This window comes from Streptomyces sp. MAI_2237 (genome assembly GCF_054189285.1).
The window spans coordinates 1,004,706-1,019,864 of record NZ_JAJPGQ010000005.1; the positions used below are offsets into that span (position 1 = coordinate 1,004,706).

8 protein-coding genes and 1 pseudogene are annotated in these 15,159 nt (G+C 72.9%); 7 read left to right on the forward strand and 2 right to left on the reverse strand.

The window, feature by feature from the left end:
- Positions 1 to 110: 110 nt before the first annotated feature.
- Together LN251_RS32980 and gndA are read right to left on the reverse strand one after the other, a co-directional pair.
- Entirely contained in the window at positions 111 to 596 is a 486-nt protein-coding gene (locus LN251_RS32980; RefSeq protein WP_458247815.1) for a hypothetical protein, read from the reverse strand.
- A gap of 46 nt (positions 597 to 642) precedes the next feature.
- Positions 643 to 2,082, reverse strand: a complete 1,440-nt coding sequence (gene gndA / locus LN251_RS32985) for an NADP-dependent phosphogluconate dehydrogenase (RefSeq protein WP_458247816.1) — start codon at positions 2,080 to 2,082, stop codon at positions 643 to 645.
- A gap of 240 nt (positions 2,083 to 2,322) precedes the next feature.
- Here gndA and LN251_RS32990 point away from each other — a divergent pair.
- The 7 genes and pseudogenes from LN251_RS32990 (at position 2,323) to LN251_RS33020 (ending at position 15,106) form a co-directional block, all read left to right on the forward strand.
- Positions 2,323 to 3,709, forward strand: a pseudogene (locus LN251_RS32990) (glyceraldehyde-3-phosphate dehydrogenase).
- A 129-nt stretch (positions 3,710 to 3,838) separates the two neighbouring features.
- The gene (locus tag LN251_RS32995) at positions 3,839 to 5,266 is read left to right on the forward strand and encodes a purine-cytosine permease family protein (protein WP_458248218.1); all 1,428 of its coding nucleotides are present in this window, start codon (positions 3,839 to 3,841) and stop codon (positions 5,264 to 5,266) included.
- A gap of 233 nt (positions 5,267 to 5,499) precedes the next feature.
- Positions 5,500 to 6,969: an acyl-CoA carboxylase subunit beta gene (locus LN251_RS33000; protein WP_458248219.1), complete on the forward strand. Its 1,470-nt coding sequence runs from the start codon at positions 5,500 to 5,502 to the stop codon at positions 6,967 to 6,969.
- Positions 6,970 to 7,100: 131 nt separating this feature from the next.
- Entirely contained in the window at positions 7,101 to 8,822 is a 1,722-nt protein-coding gene (locus LN251_RS33005; protein ID WP_458247817.1) for a fatty acyl-AMP ligase, read from the forward strand.
- The gene (locus LN251_RS33010; protein ID WP_458247818.1) at positions 8,819 to 12,781 is read left to right on the forward strand and encodes an acyltransferase domain-containing protein; all 3,963 of its coding nucleotides are present in this window, start codon (positions 8,819 to 8,821) and stop codon (positions 12,779 to 12,781) included. Before LN251_RS33005 ends, LN251_RS33010 begins: the two co-directional genes overlap by 4 nt.
- Positions 12,782 to 12,803: 22 nt before the next feature.
- Positions 12,804 to 13,748 carry an alpha/beta hydrolase gene (locus LN251_RS33015; RefSeq protein ID WP_458247819.1) on the forward strand — a complete coding sequence of 315 codons (945 nt, stop codon included), beginning with the start codon at positions 12,804 to 12,806 and terminating at the stop codon, positions 13,746 to 13,748.
- Between the two features lie 122 nt (positions 13,749 to 13,870).
- The gene (locus LN251_RS33020; RefSeq protein WP_458247820.1) at positions 13,871 to 15,106 is read left to right on the forward strand and encodes a PucR family transcriptional regulator; all 1,236 of its coding nucleotides are present in this window, start codon (positions 13,871 to 13,873) and stop codon (positions 15,104 to 15,106) included.
- Positions 15,107 to 15,159 lie beyond the last annotated feature (53 nt).

Here is a 15,159-nt window from a genome sequence, read left to right on the forward strand (position 1 = left end):
TGGAGGCTAAGTGGGGTCCGGTCGGCCGGTCAATGATCAATGGTCCGGACCACGGCCGGGCTCGCCGTGGACCGGGTGGGGGCCCCGGTCCGACGGCGGCAGCAGGCGGTTCAGCGGGCCCAGAACGGCAGGGGGGCGCAGGTGTTCGCGCAGGTGTGGCCGCCGGGCATGAGCAGGCCCGCGTCGTCCTCGTTGTTGTCGCCGCCCGCGAAGTACACCTCGGGGACCCAGCCCCAGCGGCCGTTGTCAGCCATGGTGCTGCCCCACCGGTAGTTCTCGGCGGTGCCGTCCCGGAAGGTCTGGCCCTTCATCTCGGTGACGAACCAGTTGGCCGCGCCGCCCCGTTCGAGATGGCCGACGACCGGGGCGCCCGGTGAGCGGGAGGCGAACACCGGGACGTGGCCGCGGGTGAGGTTGCAGTGCGGGACGGTGGTGCCCGGCCGGACCCCGGCCGGAGAGCGGGTCGGTGAGGTCCCGCTTGACGGGGCTGTGGGGCAGGGGACGTCGTCGGTGGCGTGGGCGGCGGGTGCGGTCAGGGCCGCCAGGGCGGCGAGCGCCGCGGCGGCCGTGAGGAGTCCGCGCTTGATGTGGATCATGCAGAACGGTACGACCCGTTCTGCCCGGGGGTCACGGCGGTGTGGGTCAGGCGGGGGTCTCGGGACGGTCGGGCGCGGCCCAGTGGGTGTGGAAGGCGCCGGGGCGGTCGGTGCGCAGATAGGTGTGGGCGCCGAAGTAGTCGCGCTGGCCCTGCAGAAGGGCGGCGGGCAGGCGGCCGGCGCGCAGGGTGTCGTAGTGGGCGAGCGCGGCGGAGAAGGCGGGGACGGGGATGCCGCGGCGGGCGGCGGAGGCGACGGTCTCCCGCCAGGGCACCTGCGCGTCGGTGATCTCCATGGCGAACTCCATCTCGCCGAGGAGGCTGACCAGTTCGCGGTCGGCGGCGTAGGCGGCGCGGATGCGGTCGAGGAAGGAGGCGCGGATGATGCAGCCGCCGCGCCAGATCTTCGCGACCGTGCCGAGGTCGATCTTCCAGCCGTACTCGGCGGCCGCGTCCTGGATCATCTTCAGCCCCTGGTCGTAGGCGATGACCTTGGAGGCGTACAGGGCGTGTTCGACCTGGGAGGCGAAGCGTTCGGCCTCGGTGCGGGTGAGCTGGGGGCGGGTGCCGCCGGGCAGCCCGGCGTAGGCGGCGCGCAGTTCGCTCTGGCCGGAGGCGGCGCGGGCGAAGGTGGCCTGGGCGATCGCGGTGACCGGTGAGGCGAGGTCGAGCGCGGTCTGCACGGTCCAGCGGCCGGTGCCCTTCTGGCCGGCGGCGTCGGCGACGACGTCGACGAAGGGGAGGCCGGTCTCGGCGTCGGTGTGGGCGAGGACGTCGGCGGTGATCTCCACCAGGTAGGAGCCGAGCCGGCCGCGGTTCCAGTGGCGGAAGACGTCCGCGATCTCGGCGGGGGTGTATCCGGCCACCTGCCGGAGCAGATCGTACGCCTCGGCGATGAGCTGCATGTCGGCGTACTCGATGCCGTTGTGGACCATCTTGACGAAGTGCCCGGCGCCGTCGCTGCCGATGTGGGCGGCGCAGGGCTCGCCGTCGACCTTCGCGCTGATCCGCTCGAACATCGGCCCGAGCACGTCGTACGCCTCCGCCGAGCCGCCGACCATGATCGACGGCCCCTCCAGCGCGCCCTCCTCGCCGCCGGAGACGCCGGTGCCGACGAAGTGGATGCCGCGCTCTCGCAGGGCCGCCTCGCGGCGGCGGGTGTCGGCGTAGTGCGCGTTGCCGCCGTCGATGATCATGTCGCCGGGCTCCAGGAGCGGGGCGAACTCGTCGATGACGGCGTCGGTGGCCGCTCCCGCCTGCACCATGATCATGAGGCGGCGGGGGCGTTCGAGGGCGGCGACGAACTCCTCGGCCGTCTCGGCGGGCACGAACGCGCCCTCGTCGCCGTAGACCTCGATCAGCGCGCGCGTGCGACCGGCGGAGCGGTTGTGGACGGCGACGGTGTAGCCGTTGCGGGCGAAGTTGCGCGCCAGGTTGCGGCCCATCACGCCCAGGCCGGTCACGCCGATGGCTGCGGTTGCGTTCATGGAGTTCGTCCCTCGATCGGAGCGGTGGCGGGGCGGGCGTGCCCCATGCCCGTCAGGTACGGACGGGCGGCCGGATCGTCTCGATGTCCGAGGGAAGCGGATGTGACGAACCCCGCTCAAACGATCGATCAACCAGGGTTTAACATATGAGCGCTGCCTAGCTCGAAAGATGGATCCGTGACTGCTGTCAACGACGACTCGTTCACCAACTGGAAGACCCGCGAGGAGATCGCGGAGTCGATGATCCCCCTCATCGGGAAGCTGCACCGCGAGCGGGACGTCACCGTCCTGCTGCACAGCCGCTCCCTGGTGAACAAGTCGGTGGTGAGCATCCTCAAGACCCACCGCTTCGCCCGGCAGATCGCCGGCGAGGAGCTGTCGGTCACCGAGACCATGCCGTTCCTGCAGGCGCTGACCGAGCTCGACCTCGGCCCCTCCCAGATCGACCTGGGCATGCTCGCCGCGACCTACCGGAGCGACGACCGCGGTCTGACGGTGGAGGCGTTCACCGCCGAGGGCCGTCGCGGGTGCCACGGGCGCCAACAAGATCCGGCGGGGCGAGGGCCGGGACGTCGTCCTGTACGGCTTCGGCCGCATCGGCCGGCTCGTGGCCCGGCTGCTCATCGAGAAGTCGGGATCGGGCAACGGCCTGCGGCTGCGCGCGATCGTGGTGCGCGGCGGCGGCGAGCAGGACATCGTCAAGCGGGCCTCGCTGCTGCGCCGGGACTCCATCCACGGCCAGTTCCAGGGCACCATCACGGTGGACGAGGCGTCCAGCACGATCTTCGCCAACGGCAACGCGATCAAGGTGATCTACGCGAACGACCCCTCCGAGGTCGACTACACCGCGTACGGCATCCGCAACGCGATCCTCGTCGACAACACCGGCAAGTGGCGCGACCGCGAGGGCCTGTCCCAGCACCTGCGTCCCGGCATCGACAAGGTCGTGCTGACCGCGCCGGGCAAGGGGGACGTCCCCAACATCGTGCACGGCGTCAACCACGACACGATCAAGCCGGACGAGCAGATCCTGTCCTGCGCGTCCTGCACCACCAACGCGATCGTGCCGCCACTGAAGGCCATGGACGACGAGTACGGCGTGCTGCGCGGCCACGTGGAGACGGTCCACTCGTTCACCAACGACCAGAACCTGCTGGACAATTACCACAAGGCCGACCGCCGCGGCCGCTCGGCGCCGCTGAACATGGTCATCACCGAGACCGGTGCCGCCTCCGCCGTGGCCAAGGCGCTGCCCGACCTCAAGGCGCGCATCACCGGCAGTTCGATCCGCGTGCCGGTCCCGGATGTCTCGATCGCGATCCTCAACCTGCAGCTCGCCCGGGAGACGGACCGCGAGGAGGTGCTGGAGTACCTGCGTGACGTGTCGCTGACCTCGCCGCTCAAGCGCCAGATCGACTTCACCACCGCCCCCGACGCGGTCTCCAGCGACTTCATCGGCTCGCGGCACGCCTCGATCGTGGACGCCGGCGCGACCAAGGTGGAGGGCGACAACGCGATCCTCTACCTCTGGTACGACAACGAGTTCGGCTACTCCTGCCAGGTGATCCGGGTCGTCCAGCACGTCTCCGGCGTCGAGTACCCGACGTTTCCGAGTCCGGCGGCCTGACCTGGGAACCCGTCTGGTCAAGGGTCGGCAATGCCACCTTTGGCCAGACTGTTCCAGGGAATGAATCCGGCCACAGGGTGGGTGGATCTGTTCTCTGGAGTCGCCGTGACCACATCATCGGAACCGCGGGTGCAGGGCCTGGAGATACGGTCGATCGACTACGTCCCGCTGGACGAGCGCCACGGCAAGCTGTGGCACCTCGGCCCGCTGTGGTTCATGTCGAACGCCCAGATCGCCACATTGGCCGTGGGCCTCATCAGCATCACCGAGGGCGGCAACCTCATCTGGTCGCTGATCGCGATCGTGGCGGGCACCGTCCTCGGCACCTTCTTCATGGCCTTCCACTCGGCCCAGGGCCCCCAGCTGGGCCTGCCGCAGATGATCCAGTCGCGGCCCCAGTTCGGCTACGTCGGCGCCCTGCTCGTGTGGCTGTTCGCGTACGTCCAGTACGCGGGCTTCAACGTCTTCAACACGATCCTCGCGGGCGAGGCCATGCACACCACCGTGCACGGCGGCGTGAAGCTGTGGGTGGTCGTGGTAACCGCGCTCGCCCTGGTGATCGCGCTGGTGGGCTACGACATCATCCACAAGGCCGAACGGTTCCTGACGTACACCTTCCTGGTCGTCTTCGGGATCTTCACCGTCGGGGTCCTGCTCACCCTCCACTACCCGGCCGGCTCCTTCGACCTCGGCGCCTTCAAGTGGACGCCGTTCCTGGCCCAGTTCGGCGTGGTCGCCGGCTACCAGATCAGCTGGGCGATCTACGTCTCCGACTACTCCCGCTATCTGCCGCCGAACGTCACCGTCCGCAAGACCTTCTACTGGACCTACTTCGGCTCCGCCCTCGGCGGCATCTGGCTGATGGTCCTCGGCGCCCTGCTCGCCGCCTGGGCGGGCAAGGACTTCGACACGGTCAGGTCGATCAACGCGGCGGGCGACAAGGTGTTCAGCGGCTTCGGCGCGATCGTGCTGCTGTTCGCCGCGCTGGGCCTGGTCTCCGTCACCGCGCTGAACATGTACGGCGGCTCGCTCACCCTCATCAGCGCCATCGACTCCTTCAAGCGGGTGCGGCCCACCCTCGCCGTCCGTCTGGTCACCATCGGCCTCACCGCGGCGCTCTCCCTGGTCGGCGCGCTGGCCGCCACCTCCCACTTCCTGGAGAACTTCAACAACTTCCTGCTGCTGGTCCTCTATCTCTTCATCCCGTGGACCGCGGTGAACCTGATGGACTACTACGTGGTGCGCCGTGGCCACTACGCCATCGCCGAGATCTTCAACCCGCGGGGCATGTACGGCCGTTGGGGCTGGCACGGCATCATCGCCTACCTGGTCGGCTTCGCCGTCATGATCCCGTTCTTCTCGGTCGGCACCCTCTACACCGGCCCGGTCGCCGACGCCCTCGGCGGCGCCGACATCTCGCTGTTCATCGGGCTGCCGGTCTCCGCGCTGCTGTACTGGTGGCTGACCCGCTCGATCGACGTGGCGGCCGAGCAGCGGGTGGCCGAGGCTGAGGCGGAGGCACTGGAGCTCGCGGCGCACGAGCATCGTGAACCCTGAGACGCCCGCCTTGTCACCGCCGCACTAACGGCGCTGCCCGGGCACTCAACTCCCGCACAACACACCCCTCGGCCATCCCCTTCGCACGGGCGTCACTGCCATATTCGAAAGCCACTTCGGAGGTGGCTGTGACGCGAGAGGCGACGACATCCCGGGCCGAGGACACGGCGGTGCACGCCCCCGACCGCACCGCCGCGCGGCTCGCCGAGCTGGAGAGCCGCCGGATACGGGCGATGGCCCCGGGCGGCGCGAGACGCCGGGGGCTGCTCGGTGCGCGGGAGCGGATCGAACGGCTGCTGGACGCGGGCTCCTTCACCGAGACCGGTCTGTTCGTGCGGGCCCGCGGGGCCGGGGACGACGCCCGGCGCCCGTACGGGGACGGGGTGGTCACCGGGCACGGCACGGTCGACGGCCGTCCCGTCTGCGTGTTCGCCCAGGACTCCACGGTCTTCGGCGGCAGCATGGGCGAGTCCTTCGGCGAGAAGGCGGTGGCCCTGATGGACCTCGCCCTGAAGATCGGCTGCCCGGTCGTCGGGCTCAACGACGGCGGCGGGGCCCGCATCCAGGAGGGCGTCACCTCCCTGGCCCTGTACGCCGAACTCGTGCGCCGCAACGTCAGGGCCTCCGGGGTCGTCCCGCAGATCTCCGTCGTCCTCGGCCCCTGCGCGGGAGGCGCCGCCTACTCCCCTGCGATCACCGACCTCACGGTGATGGTGGACGGCGCCTCCCACATGTTCGTCACCGGCCCCGACGTCATCGAGGCCGTCACCGGCGAGCGCACCAGTGCCGAGGAGCTGGGCGGCGCCCGCACCAGCAACACCGTCAACGGCAACGCGCACTTCCTCGCCGCCGACGAGGAGGACGCCCTGGACACCGTGCGTGACCTGCTGTCGTACCTGCCCGCCAACAACCTCGAACGGCCCCCGGAGTACGCCCCGGGCTGCGCGCGCGACGGCGCCTGGCTGGACGAGGTCGTGCCCGACCGGCTGGGCCAGGCCTACGACATGCGGGACGTCCTGCACGCGGTCGTGGACGACGGCGAACTCCTGGAGGTCCAGGCGCTGTTCGCGCCCAACATCATCTGCGCGCTGGCTCGGGTCGAGGGCTGCTCCGTCGGCCTCGTCGCCAACCAGCCCCTGCACGCGGCCGGTGTGCTGGACATCGACGCCTCGGAGAAGGCCGCCCGCTTCGTGCGGTTCTGCGACGCGTTCGGCATCCCGCTGCTGACCTTCGCCGACGTGCCGGGCTACCTCTCCGGCGTCCGCCAGGAGCAGGCGGGGATCATCCGCCGGGGCGCCAAACTGCTGTACGCGTACGCCGAGGCGACCGTCCCCAAGGTCACCGTCGTGGTCCGCAAGGCCTACGGCGGCGGCTACGCGGTGATGGGCTCCAAGCACCTGGGCGCGGACGTCAACCTCGCCTGGCCCACGGCCCGCATCGCCGTGATGGGCGCCGAGGGCGCCGTCGGCATCCTGCACCGGCGCGAACTCGCCGCCGCGGCCGACCCCGAGGCACTGCGCGCCCGGCTCGTCGCGGCGTACGAGAGCACCCACGGCACGCCGTATCTCGCCGCCGAGCGCGGCTACATCGACGCGGTCATCGCCCCGCGCGAGACCCGCGAGCAGGTCTGCCGCGCTCTGAGGACCCTGCGCGGCAAGCGTGCCGCGATGCCGGAGCGCCGGCACGGCAACATCCCCCTCTGAAGCGGCTGGAGCCTCTGAACTCGCTGAACTCGCTGAACTCGCAAAGGCTTTGGGCCCCCTGCCCTCCCTGACCCCGCGCACCGCTCCCACCGCCGCGCCCCACACGCCGACCACGACAGGAGCCATGCCCGATGGACAGCCGCCGTCCCCCGCACGCGCCCGCCCACCGCAGTCTGCCCGCATGCGTGCGGCACTGGGCCGAGACGATCCCGGACCGCCGGGCGTTCACCTACGTCGACCATCCCGCACCCGGCTCCCGCGGCGTCCACCGCACGCTGACCTGGCGGCGCCTGGACCTGCGGGTGCGCGCCCTGGCCGCCCGGCTCGCCGAGGACACCCGACCGGGAGACCGGGTGGCACTGCTGTGTCCGCAGGGCACGGAGTACGTCACCGCCTTCCTCGCCGCGCTCACGGCCGGCCTGGTCGCCGTACCGCTGTATCCGCCGGACCTGCCCGGGCACGGCGGCCGGCTCGCGGCCGTGCTCGCCGACGCGCGGCCGGCGGTCGTGGTGACCACGAGCCCGGCCGCCGGCATGGTGCGGGACTTCTGCGCGGACACCGCGGCCCGGGTCGTCGTCGCGGACCAGGTGCCCGACGCGGCCGCGGAGGGATGGCAGCCGGTGACGACGCCGGAGTCGGCGGTCGCGTACCTGCAGTACACCTCCGGCTCCACCCGCACCCCGGCGGGCGTGGAGATCACCCACGCCAACGTCGTCGCCAACGCCCACCAGGCGCTGACCGCCTACGGCGCCGACACCGGACCGGTGACCTGCGTGGGCTGGCTGCCGCTCTACCACGACATGGGGCTGGTGCTGAGCGTGGCCGCTCCGGTGGCGCGCGGGCTGCTGTCGGTACTGATGGACCCGACGGCGTTCCTGCACGAGCCGGTGCGCTGGCTCCGGCTGCTCGGCGCACACCCGCGCGTGGTCAGCGCGGCACCCAACTTCGCCTACGACTACTGCGCCGCCGCCGTCACCGAGGCGCAGAAGGCGGATCTGCGGCTGGCCGGCATCGCCGCGCTGATCAACGGCAGCGAGCCGGTCCGCCCGAGCACCGCGGACCGCTTCCACGCCGCTTTCGCCGCCCAGGGGCTCGATCCGGCGACGCACTGCCCGTCGTACGGGCTGGCCGAGGCCACCGTCTTCGTCAGCGCCGCCCGGCCCGGCCGGCCGCCGCGGCGTTTCGCCCTCGACCGGGACGCCCTGGCGGCCGGCAAGGCGCTGCCCGCGCGGCCCGACGACCCCAGGGCCGTGCTGCTCGCGGGCTGCGGCACTCCGGCGGGCCAGCGGGTGCGCATCACCGATCCGGTGACGGACGCCGTCCTGTCCGAGGGCGAGGTCGGCGAGATCCGCGTCCAGGGGCCGAACGTCGGGCGCGGCTACTGGAACCAGGAGGAGCACGGCCGGCGCGTCTTCGGCCCCGGCGGCTGGCTGCGCACCGGAGACCTCGGGACCCTGCTGGACGGGCAGTTGATCGTCACGGGCCGGCTGAAGGACCTCATCGTGGTCGACGGCCGCAACCACTACCCGCAGGACGTGGAGGCCACCGCCCAGGACGCCCACCCGGCGCTGCGGCCCGACCGGCTCGCCGCCTTCGGCACACCCGGGGACCCGGGCGAGCGGGTGGTCGTCGTCGCCGAGCACGTGCGCGGCACGTCACTGGCCGCGATCGACGTACCGGCCCTGGTGGCGGCCGTGCGCGCGGCCGTGTCGGCCCGGCACGGGCTGCGGCTGGCCGACGTCGTCCTCGTGCCGCCGGGCACCGTGCCGCGGACCTCCAGCGGCAAGGTGTCGCGGGCGCTGACCCGTGAGCGCTATCTGGCGGGCGCGTACCAGGCCGAGGGGGTGCGGTGAGCGCCGTCGACGAACGGGCGGTGCGCCGGCTGATCGCCCGGCGAGTGGCCGAGTGGGGCGGCACGGAGGCCGAACACGCCCCGATGGACCGCCCGTTGGCGGATCTCGGCATGTCCTCGCGGGACGCGGTGACGCTGGCCGGGGAGCTGTCGGTCCTGGCCGGGCGCGAGCTGCCGGCCACGCTGGTGTGGGAGGCGCCCACCGGGGAGGCGCTCGTTGCGCGGCTGTGCGGCCCCCGGGCAGCGGTCGCCGCGCCGGTCCCGCGGGAGACGGCCGCCGCCCCGGCCTCGCTGCCGTCGATCTCCGGGGAGCCCGTGGCGGTCGTCGGCGTCGGCTGCCGGCTGCCCGGCGGGGTGCACGGCCCCGACGACTACTGGCGGCTGCTGTGCGAGGGCGCCGACGCGATCCGCCGGGTGCCCGAGGACCGCTGGCGTGACTTCACCGCCTTCCCGCCCGCCGACGCACTCCCCTACGGCGGCTACCTGGACGACATCGCCGGGTTCGACGCGGAGTTCTTCCGCGTCACCCCGCGCGAGGCCGCCGTGATGGACCCGCAGCAGCGGATCCTGCTGGAGATCGTCCAGGAGACGCTCGACCACGCTGCCGTCCCGACCGCTTCCTTGGCCGGCACGAACACCGGTGTTTTCGTGGGGGTTTCGGCACCCGAGTACGGCGGGCTCACCGGCGCCGACCCGGAGGCGGTCGACCCGTGGGCCCCGGCGGGCGCCGCGCTCAGCGTGACCGCGGGGCGGCTGGCGTACGTGCTGGACACCCGGGGACCCAGCATGGCCGTCGACACCGCCTGCTCGTCGTCGCTGGTCGCCGTGCACCACGCGTGTGTGAGCCTGCGGACGGGCGAGAGCGACACGGCGATCGCCGCCGGAGTCAACCTGCTGCTCTCCCCCACCGTCACCGTCGCGTTCCGGCGGGCGGGCGCCCTGGCCCCGGACGGGCGGTGCAAGCCGTTCTCCGCGGCGGCGGACGGCATCGGGCGCGGCGAGGGCTGCGCCGCCGTGCTGCTGAAACGGCTGTCGGACGCCGAACGGGACGGTGACCGCGTGCTCGCTGTCATCAGGGCGACGGCTGTCAACTCCGACGGCCGCTCCAACGGCCTGCTGGCCCCCAACCCGGCCGCACAGCAGGCCCTGTTGACCACCGCGTACGCGCGTGCCGGTGTCCTGCCGGCGCACGTCGACCACGTCGAGGCGCACGGCACCGGCACCCCGCTCGGCGACCCGATCGAGGCGGGCGCACTGGCGGCGGTCCTCGGCGCGGACCGCGACCCCGACCAGCCCCTGCTGCTGGGCTCGGTCAAGGGCAACCTCGGTCATCTGGAGTCGGCGGCGGGCATCGCAGGGCTGATCAAGACGGTCCTCGCCCTGCACCACGACCTCGTCCCGCCGTCCCTGCACTGCGCGAACGGCAGCGCCCTGGGCGGCGTACCACTGCGGGTGGTGACCGAGCCGGAACCCTGGCCGCGCTACGGCGGCACGGCCGTGGCGGGCGTCTCGGGGTTCGGATTCGGCGGCACCAACGCCCATGCGGTGCTGGAGGAATGGCGTCCTGCCCCCACTCCGGCCGCCGAGAACCGGGCGGCCCGGCTGCATGTGCTGTCCGACCTCGACGGTGAACGGCTCCGGGACACCGCGTCCCGGCTCGCCGACTGGCTGCGCGGCCCCGCGGGCGCGGGCGCGCACCCGGCCGACGTCGCGCGCACGCTCGCGGGGCGCACCGGCCGGGGGCCTGTGCGGACCGCCATCGTCGCCCGCCACCGAACCGAACTCGCTGATGCGATGCGCGCGTTGGGTGCGGGGCGGCCACATCAAGGGGTGGTGACCGAGGACCGAGACCGTGTCGGGCGCGGGCCGGTGTGGGTCTTCTCCGGGTACGGCAGTCAGTGGGCCGGCATGGGGCGCCGGCTGCTCGCCGAGGAGCCCGCCTTCGCCGCGGCCGTGGAGAAGACGGATGCCCAACTCGCCGCCGAGTGCGGGTTCTCCCTTTACGACCACCTCGCCTCCGGCGGTGAACTGGAGCGCCTGGAGGTCGCCCAGCCCGTGCTGTTCGGGGTCCAGGTGGCCCTGGCGGAGTTGTGGCGTGCCCACGGCGTCGAACCCGCCGCGGTCATCGGCCATTCCATGGGCGAGGTCGCGGCGGCGGTGTGCTCGGGGGCCCTGGACCTGTCGGACGGGGCACGGGTCGTCGCCGTACGGGCGCGGCTGCTCAGTCGGCTGCGGGGTGGCGCGATGGCCGTGGTCGACCTCGACGAGACCGAAGTCGACGCGCTGCCACGGGAGTTCCCCGGTGTCCATGTCGCCGTGCACTCCTCACCCGGACAGCAGGTCGTCACCGGTGAGGAGGAGGCGGTGGCCCGGCTCGTGCGACGGCTGCGGGACGAAGGCCGGGCGGCCAGGTCGATGAAGGTCGTCGGCGCCGGCCACTCCCCACAGGTCGACCCTCTGCTGACCGAGCTGGCGGAGTCGCTCGCCGATGTCCGGGGCAGGCGATCGCGCGTTCCCGTCTACTCCACCGTTCTCGACGACCCACGCGGAGAGAGCGTCTTCGACGCCGCCCACTGGGTGGCGAACCTGCGGCGGCCGGTCCGTCTGGACCGGGCCGTCGCGGCCGCCGCGGCCGACGGTCACTCCGTCTTCGTGGAGATCTCACCCCACCCGGTGCTGCTTCGAGCCCTCACCGGGTCCGCGCCCGGTGCGCTGGCCCTGGGCACGCTCCACCGTGACGCCGACGACTCGGCAGCCTTCCTCGGCCGGCTGGGCGCCCTGTACACGGCGGGCCTGCGGCTGCCGCTGCCGCCCGGGCGCGTCATCGACCTGCCCGCGCCCCGCTGGCGGCATGTGCGGCACTGGTGGACGGACGGGCGGACGGCGGCCCCCGCGGCGCCGAAGCGGGAGCCCGCCCAGGACGACGACTCCGTCACCGCCCGCCTGCGCCACCACGTCGCGGCCGTCACCGGCCATTCGCCGGACCGCCTCACCGCCGCCACCCCGCTGGCCGACCTGGGACTGGACTCGCTGATGGCCGTCCGCGTCCGCACCGCGCTGGAGCGCGAGTTCGGGACCGAACTGCCGCTGCGCGACCTCATGGGCGCCGCCCGCCTCGGCGACCTCGCCGACCTCCTCCGACAAGCCGTCCCCGACGGGGAGTTCGCACCTCTGCGACCCCTGAAAACCACCGGCTCCGGGACCCCGCTCTTCCTGGTCCACGCCGCCGGCGGGACGAGCGACGTCTACCGGACGCTCGCCGAACGCCTCGGCGACGACCGGCCGGTGTACGGCCTCGACCGGATCGAAGAAGCCCGTACGGTCACCGAGAAGGCCCGCCGCTACGCCCGGGTCATCACCGCCGCTCGCCCTAACGGGCCGCTGCTGCTGGGCGGTTGGTCCTTCGGCGGGTTCGTCGCGCAGGAGACGGCACGGCAGCTGACGGCCTCCGGACGCGAGGTGGAGCTGGTGGTGCTCGTCGACTCCGTACGGCCCCTCCCCCGGCCCGACCGGCTCCGCGCCCACCTGACGGGCTTCGCGGCCCACGTCGCCGACGTCTACGGAGTGCGGCTGGAGTTGCCGTACGACGAACTCGTCGCCCTAGAGGACGACGGCGAGCGCATCGACACCGTGCTGCGGGCGCTGCGCGAGGCCGCCGAGGTGCCGGCCGCCGCGCTGGAGCATCAGCGCGCCTCCTACCTGGACCTGAGGATCGGCGAGGCGCACCGGCCGCGGCACTACGACGGCCGCGTGGTGCTGTACCGGGCGACCGAGCGGGCGCCGCACACCGTGCGCGACCTGGCCTACGAACGCGACGACGCGGCGCTCGGCTGGGACGAGGTGTGTCCCCGACTGACCGTCGTACCGGTCGCGGGGCACCATCTGTCGCTCCTCGACCCGCCCCACGTCGACGAGCTCGCCGCACGGCTGCGGCGGGAGTTCGCCGAGCAGGTCCGCTGAACCCGAGACCCGAGGAGCCGCCATGTCCCACCCGCACCGCCCCGCCGCAGTGTCCCGACGCACCGTCGCCAAGGCCGCCGCGGTCACCGGACTGGCCGCGCTCTTCGGCGCCGCGACCGGCACCGCGCGGGCCGCCACCCGGCTGACGGCCCGCACCCTCGACGTGTCGGTCCCGTCCGCCGCGCTGGGACGCGGCGCGCCCGTGCGGCTGATCCTGCCGTCGGGCTTCGACACCCAGCCCGGACGGACCTACCCGGTGCTGTATCTGCTGCACGGCGCCCACGACGACTACACGTCCTGGACGAGGGAGACGGACATCGAGGCCTTCACCGAGGGCCGGAACCTGATCGTGGCGATGCCGGACGCGGGGCCCACGGGCATTCCCACGGCCTGGCGAGGCGGCCCGGACTACGAGACCTTCCAACTCTCGGAGGTGCCGGCGCTGCTCGCCCGCGACTACCGGGCCTCCGCGGTGCGGGCCGTCGCCGGCGTCTCCACCGGCGGCTACGGTGCCATGGCCCACGCGGCCCGCCATCCGGGAATGTTCACGGCCGCGGCCTCCTACAGCGGCATCCTCGACACCACCTTCCCCGGCGTGCCCACGCTCGTCGACGCGATCGTGGCCCGCGAGAACCTCGCTCCCCTGTCCCTGTGGGGCAACCCGATCCTGGACCTGCTCACCTGGCAGAACTTCAACCCCCGGGCCCGCGCGCAGGGACTGCGCGGCACGCCCCTGTACGTCTCCAGCGGCAGCGGCGTGCTGGGCGGCATCGGCGACTGGCTGCCCGAGGCACTGGAGAGCACACTGTGGCCGTCGGCCCACAGCTTCACCGACACCCTCGACCGGCTCGGCATCGCCGTGACGAAACACTTCTACTCGGGCGGCGGACACAGCTGGCCGTACTGGAAGCAGGAGTTCACCGCGTCGTGGCCGATGCTCGCCCGTGCGCTCGGGGTGCCGGAGTGATGTCGGTGCCGTCGGGGCACGGAACGGAGCGCAGGGGACGTCCGTCCAACACCGGACACACCCCGCGTCCCACGGGCAACAGCCCGCGGGTGAGCCGGATCCGGGTGAAAGGAGTGACCTCGATGGCCGTCCCCACCCCCCACGACGGGCCGGCCGGGCGGGCGGCGCCCCTGCTTCCGCCCGATCTGGCCGACGTGCTGCGCTCCCGACTCGAAGCGGTCGCCGACGAGGTGGAGGAGGAGGTCCGCAGACAGGTCCCCGAGTACGCGGGCCCGGCGGACGGCGCGTACACCAGGAATCTGCGGGCCGGCGTGGTGCAAGCCCTGACCTTGTTCGTCGACCACATCGCCGACCCGCGCGGTCCGGGCGACGCGATCGCGGCGACGTACTACGAACTCGGGCGCGGCGAGGCCCTGGTGGGCCGCGGTCTGGACGCGCTGCAGTCCGCGCTGCGGATCGGTGGGCTGCACGCCTGGCGGCTGATGGGCCGCACCGTGGAGGAACTCGGTCTGGACTCCCAGGTGGTGGCCACGCTGGGCGAACTCGCCTTCCGGACCGTGCACGAGGTCGCCGAGGCGGCCGCCGAGGGCTACGCGGACGCCCGGCTGCGCAGCACCGACGAACTGGAGCGCCGGCGCCGCCGTCTGCTGGACCTCCTGCTGGGCGAGGGGCCGGTGCCGGTGGAGGCCGTGCACGAACTGGCGCACGGGGCCCGATGGACGGTGCCCCGGTACGTGGCCGTCGTCGCGCTCGCCGCCGCCGGCGAACGGAGCGCGGACGACCGGCCGCTCGCGGCCGCCGGGGCGCTGGTGGACATGGGGGCGCGGCCGCCGCGGATGCTGGTGCCCGATCCGGACGGCTCGGGCCGCTTCGCCGGGCGCGCCTTCGCGCTCGCCCTGCGCGGCCGGCCCGCGGCGATCGGGCCGACGGTGCCGCTCGCCGAGGCCGCGCGGTCGCTGCGCTGGGCGTCGCTGGCTCTGGGGCTGATGGGGCGGGGCATCCTGCCCCGGCAGGGGGTGGTGCGGTGCGACGAGCACCTGTCGACCCTGCTGCTGCACAGCGACGAGCCGCTGCTCGTCCAGCTCCGGGCGCGCGCCCTGGCACCGCTGGAGCGGGTCTCCGAGGGCCAGCGCGCCCGGCTCGCCGAGACCCTGCTGGCCTGGCTGCTCAGCGGCAGCAACGTCCCCGACGTCGCCACCCGGCTGCACGTCCACCCGCAGACGGTCCGCTACCGGATGCGGCAACTGGAGAAGGTCTTCGGCGACGCTCTGCACGATCCGGACACCCGGCTGGAGATGATTCTCGCGCTGCGTTCCGCGGACCCCGTCCGCACGCAACAAAAGCAGGGGAATTTCTGAATTCCCGGCAATAACACCCCATCACCGAACGCGAATACGTTCGGGGGGTCCTT

Excerpts from the sequence above, each read along its gene's own strand:
- LN251_RS32980 (WP_458247815.1), bottom strand. The coding sequence starts at position 596 with ATGATCCACATCAAGCGCGGACTCCTCACGGCCGCCGCGGCGCTCGCC.
- LN251_RS33015 (WP_458247819.1), top strand. The coding sequence starts at position 12,804 with ATGTCCCACCCGCACCGCCCCGCCGCAGTGTCCCGACGCACCGTCGCC.
- LN251_RS33020 (WP_458247820.1), top strand. The coding sequence starts at position 13,871 with ATGGCCGTCCCCACCCCCCACGACGGGCCGGCCGGGCGGGCGGCGCCC.
- LN251_RS33000 (WP_458248219.1), top strand. The coding sequence starts at position 5,500 with ATGGCCCCGGGCGGCGCGAGACGCCGGGGGCTGCTCGGTGCGCGGGAG.
- LN251_RS33005 (WP_458247817.1), top strand. The coding sequence starts at position 7,101 with ATGGACAGCCGCCGTCCCCCGCACGCGCCCGCCCACCGCAGTCTGCCC.
- gndA (WP_458247816.1), bottom strand. The coding sequence starts at position 2,082 with ATGAACGCAACCGCAGCCATCGGCGTGACCGGCCTGGGCGTGATGGGC.